The organism is Apilactobacillus sp. EABW-1NA (genome assembly GCF_030398685.1).
Classification (GTDB): Bacteria; Bacillota; Bacilli; order Lactobacillales; family Lactobacillaceae; genus Apilactobacillus; species Apilactobacillus waqarii.
Window position 1 is genome coordinate 1 of sequence record NZ_JAPDKO010000027.1, and the last position, 17,889, is coordinate 17,889.

At 36.5% G+C, this 17,889-nt stretch carries 17 protein-coding genes and 1 pseudogene; 15 read left to right on the forward strand and 3 right to left on the reverse strand.

The features are described 5' to 3' along the window. Nucleotides 1-3 precede the first annotated feature (3 nt). A complete protein-coding gene (locus tag OEZ61_RS08240; RefSeq protein ID WP_080719905.1) occupies nucleotides 4-96 on the forward strand; it encodes an IS3 family transposase in 93 nt (30 codons plus the stop codon). Nucleotides 97-155: 59 nt separating this feature from the next. Here the strand turns inward: OEZ61_RS08240 and OEZ61_RS07005 are convergent, their stop codons facing one another. Then, nucleotides 156-884, reverse strand: a complete 729-nt coding sequence (locus OEZ61_RS07005) for a gamma-glutamyl-gamma-aminobutyrate hydrolase family protein (RefSeq protein WP_051961140.1) — start codon at nucleotides 882-884, stop codon at nucleotides 156-158. A gap of 185 nt (nucleotides 885-1,069) precedes the next feature. Here OEZ61_RS07005 and OEZ61_RS07010 point away from each other — a divergent pair, with 185 nt between their 5' ends. From OEZ61_RS07010 to OEZ61_RS07055, 10 genes and pseudogenes are all read left to right on the forward strand, one after another. Continuing rightward, nucleotides 1,070-2,692 carry a peptide ABC transporter substrate-binding protein gene (locus OEZ61_RS07010; RefSeq protein ID WP_054483868.1) on the forward strand — a complete coding sequence of 541 codons (1,623 nt, stop codon included), beginning with the start codon at nucleotides 1,070-1,072 and terminating at the stop codon, nucleotides 2,690-2,692. A gap of 391 nt (nucleotides 2,693-3,083) precedes the next feature. Next, nucleotides 3,084-4,700 (forward strand): peptide ABC transporter substrate-binding protein, encoded by a 1,617-nt coding sequence (locus OEZ61_RS07015; RefSeq protein ID WP_290047246.1) that lies wholly within the window; start codon nucleotides 3,084-3,086, stop codon nucleotides 4,698-4,700. A 115-nt stretch (nucleotides 4,701-4,815) separates the two neighbouring features. After that, nucleotides 4,816-6,501 carry a hypothetical protein gene (locus OEZ61_RS07020; RefSeq protein ID WP_290047247.1) on the forward strand — a complete coding sequence of 562 codons (1,686 nt, stop codon included), beginning with the start codon at nucleotides 4,816-4,818 and terminating at the stop codon, nucleotides 6,499-6,501. A 145-nt stretch (nucleotides 6,502-6,646) separates the two neighbouring features. After that, entirely contained in the window at nucleotides 6,647-7,528 is an 882-nt protein-coding gene (locus OEZ61_RS07025; RefSeq protein WP_290047248.1) for an ABC transporter ATP-binding protein, read from the forward strand. Continuing rightward, nucleotides 7,528-8,385, forward strand: coding sequence for an ABC transporter permease (locus OEZ61_RS07030; RefSeq protein WP_290047249.1), 858 nt, complete (start codon nucleotides 7,528-7,530; stop codon nucleotides 8,383-8,385). Before OEZ61_RS07025 ends, OEZ61_RS07030 begins: the two co-directional genes overlap by 1 nt. Nucleotides 8,386-8,418: 33 nt before the next feature. Then, on the forward strand, nucleotides 8,419-8,874 hold the full coding sequence (locus tag OEZ61_RS07035; RefSeq protein WP_034534580.1) for a LytTR family DNA-binding domain-containing protein: 456 nt from the start codon (nucleotides 8,419-8,421) through the stop codon (nucleotides 8,872-8,874). 5 nt (nucleotides 8,875-8,879) lie between these two features. After that, on the forward strand, nucleotides 8,880-9,308 hold the full coding sequence (locus OEZ61_RS07040) for a DUF3021 family protein (RefSeq protein ID WP_054483862.1): 429 nt from the start codon (nucleotides 8,880-8,882) through the stop codon (nucleotides 9,306-9,308). Nucleotides 9,309-9,406: 98 nt separating this feature from the next. Then, a complete protein-coding gene (locus OEZ61_RS07045; protein WP_290047250.1) occupies nucleotides 9,407-10,204 on the forward strand; it encodes a CPBP family intramembrane glutamic endopeptidase in 798 nt (265 codons plus the stop codon). A gap of 208 nt (nucleotides 10,205-10,412) precedes the next feature. Beyond that, nucleotides 10,413-11,147: pseudogene (locus OEZ61_RS08245) on the forward strand (CPBP family intramembrane glutamic endopeptidase). Between the two features lie 103 nt (nucleotides 11,148-11,250). Then, nucleotides 11,251-11,955 carry a CPBP family intramembrane glutamic endopeptidase gene (locus OEZ61_RS07055; RefSeq protein WP_263500698.1) on the forward strand — a complete coding sequence of 235 codons (705 nt, stop codon included), beginning with the start codon at nucleotides 11,251-11,253 and terminating at the stop codon, nucleotides 11,953-11,955. 44 nt (nucleotides 11,956-11,999) lie between these two features. Here the strand turns inward: OEZ61_RS07055 and OEZ61_RS07060 are convergent, their stop codons facing one another. Continuing rightward, nucleotides 12,000-13,370, reverse strand: a complete 1,371-nt coding sequence (locus OEZ61_RS07060) for a class II fumarate hydratase (RefSeq protein ID WP_290047252.1) — start codon at nucleotides 13,368-13,370, stop codon at nucleotides 12,000-12,002. A 330-nt stretch (nucleotides 13,371-13,700) separates the two neighbouring features. Between OEZ61_RS07060 and OEZ61_RS07065 the strand changes: the two genes are divergently transcribed. Together OEZ61_RS07065 and pnuC are read left to right on the forward strand one after the other, a co-directional pair. Then, entirely contained in the window at nucleotides 13,701-13,844 is a 144-nt protein-coding gene (locus tag OEZ61_RS07065; RefSeq protein ID WP_171823262.1) for a hypothetical protein, read from the forward strand. A gap of 209 nt (nucleotides 13,845-14,053) precedes the next feature. Further along, nucleotides 14,054-14,806 carry a nicotinamide riboside transporter PnuC gene (gene pnuC / locus OEZ61_RS07070; RefSeq protein WP_290047253.1) on the forward strand — a complete coding sequence of 251 codons (753 nt, stop codon included), beginning with the start codon at nucleotides 14,054-14,056 and terminating at the stop codon, nucleotides 14,804-14,806. 41 nt (nucleotides 14,807-14,847) lie between these two features. Here the strand turns inward: pnuC and OEZ61_RS07075 are convergent, their stop codons facing one another. Next, nucleotides 14,848-16,020 carry a hypothetical protein gene (locus OEZ61_RS07075; protein WP_290047254.1) on the reverse strand — a complete coding sequence of 391 codons (1,173 nt, stop codon included), beginning with the start codon at nucleotides 16,018-16,020 and terminating at the stop codon, nucleotides 14,848-14,850. Nucleotides 16,021-16,144: 124 nt separating this feature from the next. Here OEZ61_RS07075 and OEZ61_RS07080 point away from each other — a divergent pair, with 124 nt between their 5' ends. Both OEZ61_RS07080 and OEZ61_RS07085 read left to right on the forward strand, forming a co-directional pair. Continuing rightward, the gene (locus OEZ61_RS07080; RefSeq protein ID WP_034532246.1) at nucleotides 16,145-16,996 is read left to right on the forward strand and encodes a TPM domain-containing protein; all 852 of its coding nucleotides are present in this window, start codon (nucleotides 16,145-16,147) and stop codon (nucleotides 16,994-16,996) included. Between the two features lie 16 nt (nucleotides 16,997-17,012). Beyond that, nucleotides 17,013-17,624, forward strand: a complete 612-nt coding sequence (locus tag OEZ61_RS07085) for a LemA family protein (protein WP_051592219.1) — start codon at nucleotides 17,013-17,015, stop codon at nucleotides 17,622-17,624. Nucleotides 17,625-17,889 lie beyond the last annotated feature (265 nt).

The following is a 17,889-nucleotide window of genomic DNA, read 5'->3' on the forward strand; positions in this document are numbered from 1 at the left end:
TATATATCTTATTACAACAATTATCGTATAAAACAAAAACTGGGAGGAATGTCACCGGTTGAATACCGGATCAATTCCTCCCAGAAAATAGCATAACCATCTTCCAATTTTAGGGGTTCAGGTCAGACCTGCTTAGGTCGACTTTTTTATTTTGTCTAGAAGTGGTGAACTCGGTTGAAGAAGTCAATGAATAGTTGGTTTTCTTCATCGTATTGATCCCACATGTTTTCTGGGTGCCATTGTACACATTGAATTGACTTGTCGTCATTTTCTAAGCCTTCAATCATACCATCATCGGCACGAGCCACTACATGAAGTCCTTCAGCAACGTCCTTAGCAGCTTCATGATGGAATGAATTAACAAATGCACGAGTGCCAAATGTCTTGGCTAATAGTGAATCGTCATCAATACTAATGTGGTGTACTGGTGAGTATCCGATTGCTTTTTGTTCGTGTTGCAATTGTGGTAATCCGTTTTGTGGGGTGAATTGAGCACCAATGTCTTGGTATAAAGTTCCGCCCATTGCAACGTTTACGATTTGTAATCCACGGCAAATTGCTAGGATTGGTTTGTGCATTCTAATTGCTTGTTTAACTAACGCTAATTCGAATTCATCTCTGGTTTCAAATGTACGACCAATTTGGGCAATTGGTTCTTCGCCATAATACTTAGGTAATACATCTGGACCACCGGTGAAGATAACTCCATCGACAGTTTCTAATAATTCAGCAGCCATGCTTGGCTTTCCAACTGGAAAAATAACTGGAGTGATGTTGTTGTCTAGTAAACAGTTCATCAAAGTCCTTTGGGCAAAATGACCTTCTCTTTGACGGAAGGGTTCATCTTGGCTAAAGATGATGTCTGATGTAACTCCAATACGCATATGAATCAGTCCCTTTTTAATTATAGTGATAATATAGCTATTCTATCATTTTATTTAATAATTGCCACTGATAATAATTAGCGTACGATATTTTCAATTGCATTGGTTTTTTAGATGTGCTATTTTTGATTACATATTGTGAAAAATTATGATGAAATAATTTTCAAACAGGGGGATGAAGTTTTATGAAGTTCAAGTCAATTGCGAAACTAGGTGTAGTGGCGCTTGCCACAACAATGGTGCTTGCCGCTTGTGGTAAATCATCAGATAAAACATCTAGAACAGATTCATTGAATTGGATGAGTAATACAACATTGACCACCCTAGATCCTTCTAAGGCCGTCGATGTTACTAGTGATCAAGTGCTATATAACGCAATGCGTGGTTTGGTAACTCCCGATAAGGGAAACAAAATTGACCTAGCAATTGCTAAGAACTACAAGATTACTAATGGTGGAAAGACTTACACTTTCACCTTAAGAAACACTAAGTGGAGCAATGGTAAGAAGGTTACTGCCGGTGATTTTGAATACGGAATCAAACGTAGTGCTGACCCTAAGACCGCTTCACAAATGGCATATTACATGGCCAACATTATGAACTACGATAAGGTTAAGACCGGTTCAATGTCAGCTGATAAATTGGGTGTTAAGGCAATGGGCGACAATAAGTTGCAAATTACATTGACCAAACCCCAAGCAGATTTCCTAAATGTTTTAGCATTACCTGTCTTTTACCCACAACAAAAATCATTCGTTGAAAAGTACGGCACTGCCTACGGAACAACATCCGACAAGATGGTATACGATGGACCATTTGCCGTTACCAACTGGAAGGGTAGTAATGATGCTTGGACATTATCCAAGAATAACGAATACTACGACAATCAAAGTGTGAAATTAAAGGCCATCAACTACACAGTGATTAAGGACCCACAAACCGCATTGGATGAATATCAATCAGGTAAGTTGGATCAAACACTATTAGCTGGTAAACAACAAGTTAACACTTACAAAAACAACAAGGACTTTGTGAACCACAAGCAATTTATGGTTCAATACCTTTCAATCAATCAAAAGAAGGTTCCGGCACTAAAGAACAAGAACCTAAGAAAGGCATTATCATTAGCGATTAATCGCGAAGAATTAACTCAAAACGTCCTAGGAGACGGTTCATTCGCAGCTAGAGGATTGGTTCCAGATACTTTAGCCTACATGAACGGTAAGGACTTCAACGACTACGCTACTGTTAAGGATGCCACTACTGGTGACATAACTAAGGCTAAGCAATTATGGGCCAAGGGATTAAAGGAAATTGGCAAGAAGTCAGTATCAATTTCAATCATGAACAACAACGACCAAACTAGCCGTGCCGTGACTGAATTCTTACAAACTGAATTAGACAAGCTTCCAGGACTAAAGGTAACTGCACAAATCTTACCTAACAACGTTGCTTCTGGTCGTTCACTAAAATCTGATTACGAACTATCAGTTTCAGGTTGGGACCCATCAATTAGTGACCCAATCTCACCACTACAAACTAAGGTATCAACTAGTCCAATTAACACTTCTAAGTGGGGTAACTCAATGTATGACATGTACATTGACCGTTCCAACAACGAAGATGCCAACAACCAAAACAAGCGTTTCTTTGACCTAGTTAATGCGCAAAAGGTAATCCTAAACGATCAAGGAATTATTCCGTTGATTCAAAAGGCACAACCTGAACTAATGAAGACAAACATTCATGGTGTTAAGTACCTAGGAAACGGTCCGGTTTGGGATTTCTCCCACGCTTACATTAAATAAATCATAAAAACCACCAAATCTTTTGGTGGTTTTTTATTTGGTCCAAAAGACTGCTGTCATGGGATTTTGTTATACTTTAGTGAATGAAGTTCGGCTTTTTTGATAAAAAAAGCAGAGACATTAGGGTTGCCAAAAAATTCATTCGGATGTATTATGCTTATAAATTATAAGGAGGGGTTCATGATGAAAATGTTTAACAAAGAACAAATGTGTTGTTGTCAATATCGAAGCATGAACTCTATTCTTATTTTCTAATCAAGAAAACGTTTTTTAATTAGATTATAACAGGGTGTCATGGTTCGGCTTTTTAGCGTATAATCATGACGCCCTTTTTCTTTTTTTAGATGGCCATCTATGTAAAGAAGTACTTATTGAACAAAGGAGTATGGATATGAAGAAGTCACGGATTTTATCAATTGTTTTAACTACAGCGTTATTAGGTTTGGTATTAACTGCTTGTGGTAAGAGTCAATCAAGCAACAAGAAACATTTAAATTGGTCAACCAACGCATCAATTTCCTCACTTGATCCATCAAAGGCTGTTGATACTAACACTCAACAAGCTGTTTATAATGCTTTTTCTGGTTTAGTATCTCCAGATGGTAGTAACAAGGTGCGTCTAGCAACCGCCAAGAGCTACCACGTTTCAAAGGATGGTAAGACATACACATTCGAGTTGAAACACACTAAGTGGAGTAACGGCCAAGAATTAACTGCTAAGGATTTCGAATACGGAATCAAACGTAGTGCTGATCCAAAGACCGCCTCACAAGAAGCTTACTACATGGCTAACATCGAAAATTACACAGCCATCTCTAAGTCACAACTATCACCAGACAAGTTGGGCGTAAAGGCAACTGGCAAGTACACACTACAAATTAAGTTAACTAAGCCACAACCATACTTCTTAAACCTATTAGTATTGCCAATCTTCTACCCACAATCAGAAAGTGTTGTTAAGAAATACGGTAAGAGCTATGGTACTACCAGTAGTAAAATGCTATACAATGGTGCATTTAAGATTACTAACTGGACCGGTACTAATGATTCATGGACTTTAACTAAGAACAAGGAATACTACAATGCTGACAAGACAAAACTAGACAGCATCAAGTACACAGTAATTAAGGACCCACAAACTGCTCTAAACGAATACCAAAGCGGTAAGTTAGATCAAACTACTTTAGTTGGTAAGCAACAATACAGCAGCTACAAGAACTCAAAGGACTTCCATTTGAGAAAGATTTACAGTGTCAGATACCTATCGCTAAGTAACAAGAACGAACCAGCGTTTAGAAACGTTAACATCAGAAAGGCGCTATCGTTAATCATCAATAGAAAAGAACTACTAAATGATGTTTTAGGTAACGGTTCAACTCAAGCACGTGGAATTGTTCCGGATACTTTGGCGTCACGTAATGGTAAGGACTTTAACGACTACGCTAGCGTTTCCGATGCAGTCAACGGTAACGTTGAACAAGCTAAGAAACTATGGAAGAAGGGCCTAAGTGAAATCGGTAAGAAGAACTTAACCATCTCAATCAACAGTAACAACGGTGAAGATGCTAAGCCAATTGTTGAATTCATTCAAAACCAATTCTCCAAGTTACCTGGTCTAAAGGTTAACCTAACATTACTTCCAAACACAGTTGCGACTGCTCGTTTCCTAAGCGGTCAATACCAAGTTGCAGTGACAGGTTGGAGTCCATCAATCAGTGATCCAATCTCACCTCTAAACATTAGATACTCAACTAATGCAATGAACACAGCTAAGTGGAGCAATGCTGAATACGACAAGTTGATTGATAAGTCAAATGACGACGACGCCTTGAACCCAGCAAAACGCTGGAATGATTTAGTCGACGCCCAAAAGGTATTATTAAACGACCAAGGTCTAATTCCTTTATTCCAACCAGCACAAGCTGAACTAATTAAGAGTGATATTCACAATGTGCGTTTCTACGGAAATGGTCCAATCTGGGACTTTTCTGAAACTTACGTTAAATAATTAATAAAAGGTCATCTTATATTGGATGACCTTTTATATTCTTTTAATCTCTTAGATGATTGCAATAATGGTATAATTATCGATATTAAAAAACGATTAGAGGAATTGAACGATAATGAATCTTAAAAGTAAACTGCATGCTTTTTGTCGTAATCATGTGATTTTTATCTTGATGTTTATGGTCATGTCTTTTGTGAGTGTCGCAATCATGTGGCACAGCAAGTCTATTATGGTTGGATCTGACTTGATTTTTCATTGGGAACGTATCTGGGACTTGCGTGAATCATTAGTGAACAAGAGTCCATTTCCGCTTGTAGCATTAAACGGGTATAACCAAACTGGTTCTGCTGTGATGGCTTTGTATCCACAGTTAGGGATGATACCAATTGCTTTACTGTCATTAGTAATCAAATCATTTATACCATTGGTTTATACCGTCTTGATGCTAAGAAACTTCTTTGCATTGATTGTGGCATACTTCGCCAGTTACAGTTATAACCGCAGCCGTAAGATTAGCTTCGTCTTCGCCTCTGGATACACATTGGCTACGACAATCTTATTCCACGCGGTGCTTAGTTATGACATTGGCCGTTCATCATCCATTATTTATTTACCACTAGTTTTATTTGGTTTTCTAAACTTACTAGAGAAAAGCGACTGGATTGAATTAACTCTTGGAATGAGTGCCATTATCATGTGTCACGTGGTGAATACCGCGATTACAATCTTGTTCTTAATTGTGATGGCGTTGATTAACATTGTAAAGATACTCAAAAAAGATAAGATAATTGCACTAAGTAAAGCGGTGGGAGTAACCGTCTTGTTAACGGCACTATACTGGATTCCGTTCGTTGTTATTGTCGGAAATAACTCGATTACTTTGCCGCCATCGTATTGGAAACTTTCTGGAGCTAGCCTTAATACTTGGTATTTCTCAATTATTCATAATAGTGTGAATCCATACTTCAGTGTGATCAATCTATTAGGACTGGTATTTGGGATTATCTTCTTTACTCGTCTGGATAAATATTCCAAGCAGTTATTGTTTGTTGGTATTGGCTTCTTGGTTCTATGCAGCAAGCTGTTCCCATGGGATTTAGTGGCCAAGACAGGCATTAACGACTCGCTTCAGTTCACTTGGCGTCTAAACATCATTCCACAACTAATTTTCTGCTACATCTTCGCCGAAATTGTGGTGAAGATGTTTAAAAAGTCATCATATGCATGGACTGCAATTGTTGTCTCAACGTTGGCAATTTTGTTACTTCAATTGAATGCACAACAAACAGTAGTTAATGAAACAAAAGGTTATGTTGAGTTGAATCACAAATTCGTAGCTGACGGTAGAAATTATCGTTTGGATAATAACCATGATTTCAAAGATATGATTTTCAGCAATTATGGATTTGTTGATTACTTCCCAAGAGCGGCCGTTAGTTCTTTTGATAATACCAATAATCACATTGCCACATATAACGGTCACCAACAGCTAAAAGTGAAGTTATTAGGTGACGGTAAGTACTCCTTTAAAGCACCATTGGCAGTTGAGAAAATGGCCTTGCCATTCTTACACTACAAGGGCATTGCTTACGAAGTGCGTGTTGATGGTAAGGTCGTTAAGGCAACTGCTAACAAGCATTCACTACTAACGATTTCTCATCTTTCAGCTGGCCGTCATCACGTCCAAATCATCGTTCACAGAACCAAGAAAGAACTACTTTCATACTTGTTTGCGATTATTGGAGTTGTTTTATTAATTGCCGCAATTGTTAAGAAGTACGTGTTTAACAAGAATAAATAATCAATGACCACAAGTCGATATGACTTGTGGTTTTTATTTTGGCTTTATTACCACTTAGCGAGTAAAAAATACCACTTATCCAATATTGCGTTATTTATTTGCGGCATTGACTTATTATTATCCTATCGAATAGGAGGTCAAAGAAATGTTAGAAGTAAAAGGTTTAACAAAACGATTCAAGAATAAAATCGCAGTTGATCACATCTATTTGCAAATTAACGATGGTCAACTTATCGCTTTTCTAGGGCACAACGGTGCTGGGAAGTCGACAACTATTAATATGCTAATTGGTCTATTAAAACCAGATGGAGGAGAAATTAAGTTAAACGGCCTTACTCCAAATGATAAAAATTATAACGATTCATTGGGGGTAGTATTTCAAAACAGCGTACTCGATAAATCATTGTCTGTCGAAGACAACTTAAAGATTGCCGGCAGACTTTATAAAAACTTTGATGAAGATTTTCAAAAGGATTTGCTAGATAAGTTAGAAATCAAAGGTATTCAAAAACAAAAGTATGGCTCATTATCCGGTGGACAAAGAAGACGTGTCGACATTGCACGGGCCTTGCTAAGTAAACCAAAACTATTATTTTTGGATGAACCATCAACTGGTTTAGATATTCAAACCAGAAACAAGATTTGGGAAGTATTAAATCAATTACGTCACGAGATGGGATTGACCATCATCTTGACCACCCATTATCTAGAAGAAGCTGATCAATCAGATTGGGTATACGTATTGGACAAGGGTAAGATTGTCGCCTCTGACACCGTTGATAATCTAAAGGCTAGTTATGCACAAAATACGTTAACACTTTACGTAAATGACTTATCCACTGTGGATAAATTATCTAAGTTAGGTGCTATTCAAGTAGCTGGTAACAAGGTGTTATTGAAAATTAATTCATATCCAGAAGTAATCAGCATTATTGAAGAATATAAAAATGAAATTTTCGACTTTGAATATGTTCACGGATCAATGGATGATATCTTCATTGCTTTGACCGGAAAGGAGATTAAGTAATGATTTTAGCTAGTTTAATCAACCGTAATTTGAAATTGTATTTTAGTGATAGAAAGCGCATTATCTTTTCACTAATGGGTGCACTAATTTCAGTTATTTTGTACGTGGTTTTCTTGAAAAATAACATTCAAAAGGGCTGGACCAATATTGATGGTGGTGTCAAACTACTGGACTATTGGTTGATTGGTGGAACCATTGCAATCACTGCCATCACAACTACTGGGGATGCTTTGCACCAAAGAATTTATGATATCGAAAGTAAACGCATGGATGATTTAATGATGACCAATGCGAATAAATCGGTAATTGATATGAGCTACGTCATTAGTGCCACTTTGATTGGATTAATGATGCAGGTGATTGTTTATATCATCCTATCCGTTTTATTCATGTTGATGGATCAACTTCCTTTTAACTTTGCTATTTCGGGTCGATTATTGGGAGCAATGTTGATTGGTAGTTTGGTTTGGACACTCTTCAACATGATTGTCTTGATGTTTGTCAAAAAGGCATCGGTGATTCCATCATTGAATGCGATTATTTCTAGTTCAGCGGGTTTCTTTGCGGGGGTTTACATGCCATTGGGACTACTTCCAAGTGGTGCTAGCAAGATTCTAAAGTATACTCCAGCCCCTTACGATGCGTCACTGGTAAGAAATATTTTAATGGACTCGCAATTAAGGCAGAGTTTTCAACATGTGGATAGTCGCGTGCTAAATGATTTCAAATCCACAATGGGACTTGTGATTAATGGTTTGGAGAAATCTATCGGAGATACATTGGTATGCGTATCATTTATCGGTGTTTTCCTACTTGCATTTGTCGTGCTAACTAGATTTAGAAAAAACGCTAAATAGTTATGATAAGATATAGGAAAAGGAGGTGGTTAGATGAAGATTGATTTTAATAAGGATGACCAATTGAATGACGATGAAATCAACGTGTTAGTCAGTGCCAAAGAACTAACACCTGAAGTGATTGACCTATTATCAAAGCTAAAGGATGTATCGAATGAAAATGATAATTGGCTTCCAGTTAATACTAACGACCGGGTTCAGATGATTGCTATTGATGACATTGTCGGAATTGAGGTTTATCAAAATGAATTAAATATCTACACCACTGAAGAACAGTTTGCCACTACGGGGACTTTAAAAGATATGTATGAAAAATTAAAAAAACATCATTTTATTCAAATCAGTAAATCAGCAATTATCAATATTGATCACTTGGACTATATGGAAACAGCGTTTTCAGGAAATATGACAGCATTTTTAACTAATGATTTAAAATTAAATGTTAGTCGTAAGTATTTACCAGGTTTGAAGAAGAGTCTAAGGATGTGAAAATTATGAACTTATTTTGGAATCTATTTAAGCGTTTCTTTATGGGAATGCTGTTTGGATCATTTTTATATGTCGTTACTGGATTGTATATTAATAACAGTTCTTATAACGTATCAGATAGACTAATCTTTTTATTCGCTAGTGGATTAATCGGATTATTGAGTGTGATATTTAAGAGCGAAAAAATTGGAATTGTGTGGGCATTTGTTATTCATGGTGTTTTATCATACATGATTGTTGTCACATTGAATCTCGTAATTACACCATATTTTGATTTTTGGGATCCAAATATCTTTACCACTTTTACCGTTGAATTCATAGTCATCTACGTCATTATTTGTACCAGTAGCATGGCCATGTTTCATCGTTCAACAAAAGAAATTAATGACGAAATCACCAAACGTAAACAAAAAATGAGTCAAAAAAATAATTAAGAAGAATTTAAAAAAAGCAGCCGATAATGGCTGCTTTTATTTTGTTTGAACTTAGTATGATAGAATGAACCTATAATTAATTTAACGGATGTGATTAAATGTTAAACCAAAATATTAAAGATAATTGGAAATGGATTTTAATTCCAATCATCTTGATTGCTGAATTGTTAATCGATGATTATGTGATGCCTCAAGTTTATAAATTTGTGTTTCATCTATTTGCCTTTAACCCAGTTCAACACTTCTATACTTATTTAAACATCTACAAGATTGTCTCAATTTTGGTGATTTGTTTATTGAACTACTGGATTATCAAACAAAAGATATTCTTCAAACCCAGCGAGACCACGGTAGGTTGGTTAGTATTTCTAGTAATCTGCTTTACCATCGTTCTTACATGTTTTACACGCAAGAACTTCTGGATTGCTTTAGACGTCGGCACAATTGCTGCATTGCCCGAAGAATTAATGTTTAGAGGAATCATTTTAGCGTTTGTATTAAAACTAATGACCAGAAAATCTACTGATCAATGGCGAGTTATCACTAGTTTGGTTATCTCTGCGTTAATTTTTGGAGGTTTCCACTACATTAACCTTACTAGCCAATCATTTGGCTTTACCTCACTTCAAGTAGTTAATGCGGCCGCATTAGGGATGTTATTGGGTGCCGTATACATTAAGAGTGGGACTATCGTCGTTCCAATGGCACTTCATTTTATCTATGACTTCTTGGTGACATTGATTAAGGGGATGTCAGCAACCAATTATACAAATGTTCAAACCAATCAATGGTGGGGCCTATCTATGTATGTCTTGATATATTCAATCGTAGCGGTCTCAATCATTAATCACAACCCATCGGATAACAAGCTTTTATCAAAGATTAATAAATTTTAGGGCGTTTTATGAGATTGAACGATTAAACGTAAATAAAGAGTTAAGAATATTAAGAATGATTTAAAAAAGCCGCTTTTAGCGGTTTTTTTAATTTAGAAGCAAATTATTATGATACAATTTGAAAGTTCTATTATTCTATAAAATAAATGGAAGTGTTTAAATGTTAAATCAAAAAATTGAAGAAAAATGGAAATGGATCTTAATTCCAATGTTTATTATTTTTGAAGTGGTTATTGATGATTATGTGTTGCAACGTATTTATAGATTGTTTTTTAATCCTACTGATCATTTTTTACTTTATATTAATGTGTACAAAATTGTATCAATTATTGTAATCTGCTTGTTGAACTACTGGATTATCCAACAAAAAGTATTCTTTAAACCCGGCGAGAGAAAACGATGGTGGTTATCTTTCTTAATAGTCTGTTTGATTGTCGTAGCTTTTTGTATACCCAGTCAAAATTTCTGGTCAGCTTTGGATATTGGATTACTTGCTGGTTTATCTGAAGAGTTGATGTTTAGGGGCATTATCTTAGGATTTCTCTTAAAACTAATGACAAATAAATCAGATAGTCGATGGAGAGTGATGCTTTGTTTAACCATTTCATCCTTGTTGTTTGGGGGATTACACTATGTTAATCTTTCAATGCAATCGTTTAGTGGTACCACATATTAAGTAATTAATGCGGTAGCATTTGGAATGATTCTAGGCGCTTTATATATTAAGAGTGGAACCATTATTGTCCCAATGGCACTTCATTTTATTTCCGATTTTCTTTTCGGAATCATTGGTGGGTTACCAAAAAATAATTATACACCCGTTCAAAATAGCCAATGGATTGGACTGGTTGTATACGTCTTGATATATCTAGTTATTGCTTTAATAATCGTTAATTACAAGGCGTCTAATAACAAAATTTTACCAAAACTTAAGAATTTATAGCACTGTTCAATGGTAAAATACCTCTTGAGTATTATATAAGAGTATAAAAATTAAGAGTTTAAAAATGTTTTTCATTGATAACATCTAGAAAGAAGGATGAACGGTGCGTAGCAATGACACTTGGAGATCGGACCACCTCTTAAAACGTGGTTTTATTGGCTTTTGCCTAATCTGCATGGTTGCTAGTTCAATTCAGTTTATTCCAGTTCAATATATTCAATCTAATCAGGTCAACGTTAATAATGTGGCTTTAACTATTGAATTCTTTGGTGCCTACATCATTATGCTAAACTTTGCGGTTTACGCGTACAGACGATACGGTAATGGGAATATATTTAAGATGCTAAGTCTAAAGGACTATCAACTAACAGCTTTCGCAACTGTGATGGCATTTTTAATTGCCCAAGCGTATATATTCATGTTCGACATTTTCTTCCAAAACCGATTCCAAATTGAAGCAATTCACTTTTCAAAAGATCTGTATGACAATACATGGTCGATGGTTTTATTGGTTCTTGGGTTCGTCTTCTTGTCGCCAATTCTAGAGGAACTGGTATTTAGAGCCTACATCCTTGACGTGGCGTTCTCCGACAAGTGGCGATGGTTAGGCGAGATTATCTCAGCATTATTCTATGGTTTATTCCATATGAGATATCATAATTTATTCTCGTTTATATTCTTTGCCCAATATGGTTTTTGGATGGCCTGGCTATATAACCAGACTAGAAACGTTAGGGCCGCAATTCTGATGCACATAGTATTAAATGCCGTGACGATATCGATTGTTGCTTATTACTATTATCACTAAAAAAGCAATGCCTGATTCGGGCATTGCTTTTTGTTTACGTGAAATTATTTGTTTGGATGAGTCATGTTTGAAACGTTGACCCATTTGTCAAAATCTGCTTTGTTAATATTAAAGTGTTTAGCTGATTCCTTTAGAGTGGTGTTATTTTTTTCAGCCCATTGAGCAATTTTGGCACTCTTTTTGTAACCGATGTGAGGGCTTAGAGCGGTCACTAGCATTAGAGAGTTATTTAATAGTTCGTTGATGCGATCGACGTTGACGGTTAAACCATCGACTAATTTTTCGGTGAATGATTTGATTGATTCATTCAATAATTCGGTACTTTCTAAGAAGCTGTCGATGATGATTGGCTTGTAGACGTTCATTTCGAAGTTACCTTGGCTGTTAGCAAAAGTAATGGTAGCGTCGTTTCCAAAGACCTTCGCTGAGACCATCGTCAATGCTTCGATTTGAGTGGGGTTGACCTTACCGGGCATGATTGATGATCCCGGTTCGTTACTTGGAATTGATAGTTCGTTGTATCCAGCACGTGGTCCGGAAGAAAGAAAACGGATGTCGTTTCCAATCTTGATTAAATCGGATGCTAACGTCTTAAAAATACCGTGAACCGAAGTGATTTCGGAATGGTCGGCTAGTCCGTGGAACTTGTTTTCTGCTACCTTGTAGTTGGTTTTTTCGTTATGATTGATGGTCTCAACAACGTCTTGGTCAAATCCGCGCTTGGTGTTTAGACCAGTACCGACGGCGGTTCCACCGATTGGTAATTCTAGTAATGATTGTTTGATGGCGTTTAGCGTCACAACGTCGTGTTCTAGTGTTGATTTCCAACCACTGATTTCTTGGCCTACTGTAATAGGGGTAGCATCTTGTAGGTGGGTACGGCCAATCTTGATGATTGATGCAAACTCAGTTTGTTTCTTATCAAATGATGCGATTAAGTTTTTAACTGTTTTAATGACACTATTGGTGGCTTGATATGCTGCCATCATCATGGCAGTAGGGAAAGTGTCATTTGAGCTTTGTGATTGATTGACGTGATCATTTGGATGAACATGGGCGTTTGGATGTAGTTGGTTGGCCATATTTGCTACTACTTCATTGACGTTCATGTTGGTCTGAGTTCCACTACCAGTTTGATAAACGTGAAGTGGGAAGGCATCCTTATAATCGCCATCAATTAATTTATCGATTGCTTCATTGATGGCGATATACTTTTCATCATCTAGTGTTTTATTGTTGTGATTAACAAAAGCGACGGCTTTTTTAATCTTCAAAAGTGCATAGATAACTTCCATTGGCATGGTACGACCAATGTTAAAATTAAGTAGACTACGTTGCGTTTGGGGGCCAAATAAAGCGTCTTTAGGGACTTTAACCTCACCTAATGAATCGTGTTCAATGCGAAATTCCATCATATCAAGTCCTTTTATTAGAATATACGATAATTATAGCCATTTTCTTTAGCTCTTACTACCGAAAACATTACCCGAATGATACAATAGAATATACATATTATGTAGGAGTGGCAATATATCATGCATATTGACTTAAGATTTTTTATCGCAGAACTACTTGTTTTATGGGTGCCACTATCCATTGTAGTTTTGGTATCAGAATTGCTGAAATTCAACTGGTTGCTCACTGGATTGTTATTGCTATTGGTATACTTCCTGATAGTCATGTTTAACAGGACCAACAGGGTGATTTATTTTCTTTTTCACGTTCAAAAGCAATCAAGTAACCAGTTGTTAGAATCAATTGTTTTCTTTTTGGTGTTGTTGATTTCAGTGATTTTGTCAGTAAAACTGTTTGACGATTCCGCGGTCGGAATTATTGTGTTTATGTTGATCAGTATTCTAGCTGGTTCAGTTGTAATTGATGCTAAATAACCACAAATAGTTTCGAAAATAAAAATAAAAAAATTTAATATTTAATTATTACCGTAATTTCGGTAATTAGACCCTTATCTCGACTTCTATGACCCTTGCAAAAAATATTGAGCATGGTAGTATATATAGTGTTGTTTTAAAGAACGAACACTATATATTGTATGCATACATATTTTAGGTTCCAAATATAGAGATAGGGGTTTTTCATTGTGTCAGCTTATTTTAAATTTTTGGCCCACCAACTAAAGGGTTGGCCACAACAAAATTACTACTTATTCTTCTTTAGTTTAGGTGCTCAAGTTATGACATTGGTAAATGCACCAATTACATGGCTTTCAATTTTAACTTTCATCGGTACTACTTTAGGGGTACTATGTGTTCTTGCAATTAACGCTGCTAAGTCAGTTAACGGGGTGTTGGGAATTCTATCAGCAATTTGTTTCATCATTGTTGGTTTCTCAGCAAAGAACTACTTAAGTATCGGTGAACAATTAGCATACGTTATTACACTAGACATTCCAGTGCTATTGAGTACTGATTGGAACGTTAACATGGTTTCAAAAATCAGAAAGTTCACTGCAAAGAGTTGGGCAATTTCAATTATCTTCACTATAGCCGTTTACCTAATTTCTGGTTTCGCAATCAAAGCACTTACTAACGAACCACGTCCATTCTATGATGCCTTTAGTTTTGCCGTTTGTTTAACTGCCGGAATCATCTGTTTCCTACGTTACAACAACCAATACTTCTGGTGGTTAGCTTCAGGTCTAGCCCAAGTCGTTCTATGGTTCATCACTTTCAGAGAAGGATCAGCAACTCTTGCTATGTTTGTTAACTCAGCAATTTACGTTGCCAACGATATCTTAGCGTTCACTGTTTCACCATGGTTTAACGAACGCGAAAAGAAACGTTTAATGAAGGAAGAACAAGCTTACGCTGAAAAAGTGGAAGCTGACGCTTAATAATCACATAAAAAAGCTACCAATAATTGGTAGCTTTTTTATTATACTTTGATATCTGTATCGATTATGATTCGGACACGTGAATCGTTGATATTGAAGTCATCATGGATTTCTAGTAATTGGTTAAATGTTTCATCATTAACACCGCTGATGGACTTGTTTTCGATATTATCCAATGTAATATCATCGTTAAAGTAGTCCTTAGCTAGTGCAAGGGAGAACTTAATCATATTGTCTGAATCAAAGAAGATTTTGTTCTTGTAGACGTCAAAAATACGGGTGTCGTATTCAAAATTGCCGTTTGTACTTAGTTGTTTGTCCTTTAATTCCAATGGACTCTTACCGGCTAATAACAGGTATGAGTAGCAGTTTGTTTCATTATTAATTAGTTTGTAGAAGGTAAACGTCAATTGAGGTTCGATGTTTAGACCACAAACGTCATAAATTTCTGCTCCCATATCAATTAGGGTATAGCCTTCACCTAGAATCAATGATAGTTGATTGTGTTCTTCAAACAATGGTAGGTGAGCGGGTAGGAATTCTTCGAAACTGGTTTGTTCAAAACCATGGTTAGAGTTGAATTCACGAATGCTATTTAACTTTTCACTAGTGGCATCAGTTGGAAACATTTGTACATTGGCATCGTACTTGTTTTCAATCTTATCGAAGCTCATCTTCTTAAAAGTTCCAATGGGACTATCGATGAGGGCATGGGACATTGATTGACCGATTAGGTAGTCGATAGCGAAGATTGGATCCTTACTGTCGGTCATATCGGTCATTTCTTCGATTGCCTTTTCAGCTGGACCGTAGAAACGGTCGCCTTCGACACTATTGTGCAAAGCGTGTTCCATTAGTTCATTGGCTTCCGCAATGTTGCCGTTATTCATTAGGATTTTACCTAGATAGTAATTGGCGGCAACGTATTTACAATCATATAAGATTGCTTGTTGAAATAGATGTACTCCGGTAGGGTCTAATGATGAGCCGGATTCTGTAAAAATAATTCCTAGTTTAGTTAAAATTTCAGAACGACTTGGAACTTTTCCTTCGATTTCTTCAGTAGTCATAACCCCTGCTGGGTATTGTGAAATAGCAGAGCTTAGTAAAGAAATGGCGTCGTCTCTTTTATTGTCATCGATACATTGAGTAGCTAATTCGATGAATTTATTTAATTGTTGGGATTTATCTTTTCCCAATTCAATAGCGTCCATTTGAAAACTCCTGACTTGAATTTATATATCTATTATAATCATTTTTGCAAAAATAAAAAACTTTACTATTAATATGGATTTATGTAATATTGAAGCTAATCAAGAGGGGAAGCGAGGAGATAGATTGAAAAGACTGAAATGGCTGGCTTCGATTGTCTTGCCATTGGTTGCTTTAATGTGGTTTGTGCCAATTACAACCCACGCGGAAAGCACCAATCCAACACCTACCAAAGAGTATGTTGTTGATGATTATGCCAATATATTGACTGATAAGACAAAACAATTGGTGATTAATAAAGAAAAAGAATATCAAAAAACTAAACCCCAACCTCAGATCGTCATGATGACCGTGAAAAGTACCGGGAATCAAGATATCGACGGTTACTCCGATAGCTTGCTAGACAATGCTAGATGGAAGTTTGGTAAGAAGGGCTTGGACAATGGGGTATTAATTCTATTTGCCCAAAACGGTGGTAAGAACAACGTCCGTATCTCCACCGGATACGGGGTCGAAGACATCCTACCAGATGCTACCACCAACCAAATCCTACAGGATAATAAGTCGTTATTGAAATCAAGTAATAACGACGAAATTAACCAAGGATTGCAAAATACCTTTAACCAAGTCGCATCGATTTTAGATAAACGCTACGCCAATAAGTCCCTGAGCGATGCCAAGGCAGAGGCTGAAAAAAATAATAATAATTCATTGGCTGGTATTTTATTGATAATCGTTATTATCGTTATCGTTGGTACAGCTATTTGGATTGTAAAAAGTAATGGTGATGACGACGATAACCACCGAAATGGTGGTGGAGGTGGTCACTATGATTCCGGAGATGCTTTCTTATTAGGAGCGTTGCTCGGTGGCTTAGGTAGCTCCGGTAGAGGAGGTTCATTTGGTGGTGGTTCATCAGGTGGATTTAGCTCGTCTGGAGGCGGCGGAAACTTTGGGGGCGGAGGTTCCTCAATTTAAATTAAGGAGATAAATTATGATTGAAAATAAACCATTTTACAAAAAAGGCTGGTTCATATCACTAGCAGTTGTTGTCGTTTTACTATTCGCTTTAATTGGTGGATTCATCAAGTCTGCTAACAGCATGGCTACCAGCGAACAAGGCGTTGAGGAACAATTAGGACAAGTCCAAACTGTACTACAACGTCGTGCTGATTTAATCCCTAACTTGGTTAACGCTGTTAAGGGTCAACAAAAACAAGAAAAATCAGTGTACAGTGACATCACAAAAGCACGTACTCAATACTACAACGCTAAGAACCAATACAATAACGCTAGTTCAACTTCAGATAAGGTGAACGCCTTAAACACTCAAGAACGTTCATTGAACATATTGGTGGGATCAATCAAGGAAGCATATCCAAACCTTGCATCTAACTCAAACATGCAAACATTGATGGTTCAACTTGAAGGTAGTGAAAACCGTATCAGTGTTGAAAGAAACAGATACAACCAAGCAGCGAGAGCTTACAACGACAAGATTGTTAAGTTCCCAGGTTCAATCGTTGCTGGTATGACTGGTCACAAGAAGGTTAACTACTTTACAGCTGATTCAAACGCTCAAAACGCACCATCAGTTAACTTCTAATTATATATACGCAAAAATAAAAAACGTTGAGATTAATTTCTCAACTGAACTGAACCCCTTGAGTTGGAGAAATCTAACTAAAGGGGTTCTTTTATGTTTTCTAAAGAATTAAAATTATCTGCCATTAAAGATTATTATAATGGTTTAGGATTTACAAAAATTACTAATAAATATGGTATAAAAGGGTCTGCGACCCTTTATGAATGGATTAGGAAAGCTGAACAATTTGGAATTGAATATTTCTCAAAAAATACAAAGACATATT

Bases quoted from the DNA above. Each gene is read 5' to 3' on its own strand.
- OEZ61_RS07030 (WP_290047249.1), top strand. From the start codon at position 7,528: ATGATTTTAGCTAGTTTAATCAACCGTAATTTGAAATTGTATTTTAGT.
- OEZ61_RS07060 (WP_290047252.1), bottom strand. From the start codon at position 13,370: ATGATGGAATTTCGCATTGAACACGATTCATTAGGTGAGGTTAAAGTC.
- OEZ61_RS07085 (WP_051592219.1), top strand. From the start codon at position 17,013: ATGATTGAAAATAAACCATTTTACAAAAAAGGCTGGTTCATATCACTA.
- OEZ61_RS07010 (WP_054483868.1), top strand. From the start codon at position 1,070: ATGAAGTTCAAGTCAATTGCGAAACTAGGTGTAGTGGCGCTTGCCACA.
- OEZ61_RS07020 (WP_290047247.1), top strand. From the start codon at position 4,816: ATGAATCTTAAAAGTAAACTGCATGCTTTTTGTCGTAATCATGTGATT.
- OEZ61_RS07005 (WP_051961140.1), bottom strand. From the start codon at position 884: ATGCGTATTGGAGTTACATCAGACATCATCTTTAGCCAAGATGAACCC.
- OEZ61_RS07040 (WP_054483862.1), top strand. From the start codon at position 8,880: ATGAACTTATTTTGGAATCTATTTAAGCGTTTCTTTATGGGAATGCTG.
- OEZ61_RS07025 (WP_290047248.1), top strand. From the start codon at position 6,647: ATGTTAGAAGTAAAAGGTTTAACAAAACGATTCAAGAATAAAATCGCA.
- OEZ61_RS07035 (WP_034534580.1), top strand. From the start codon at position 8,419: ATGAAGATTGATTTTAATAAGGATGACCAATTGAATGACGATGAAATC.
- OEZ61_RS07015 (WP_290047246.1), top strand. From the start codon at position 3,084: ATGAAGAAGTCACGGATTTTATCAATTGTTTTAACTACAGCGTTATTA.
- OEZ61_RS07075 (WP_290047254.1), bottom strand. From the start codon at position 16,020: ATGGACGCTATTGAATTGGGAAAAGATAAATCCCAACAATTAAATAAA.
- OEZ61_RS07045 (WP_290047250.1), top strand. From the start codon at position 9,407: ATGTTAAACCAAAATATTAAAGATAATTGGAAATGGATTTTAATTCCA.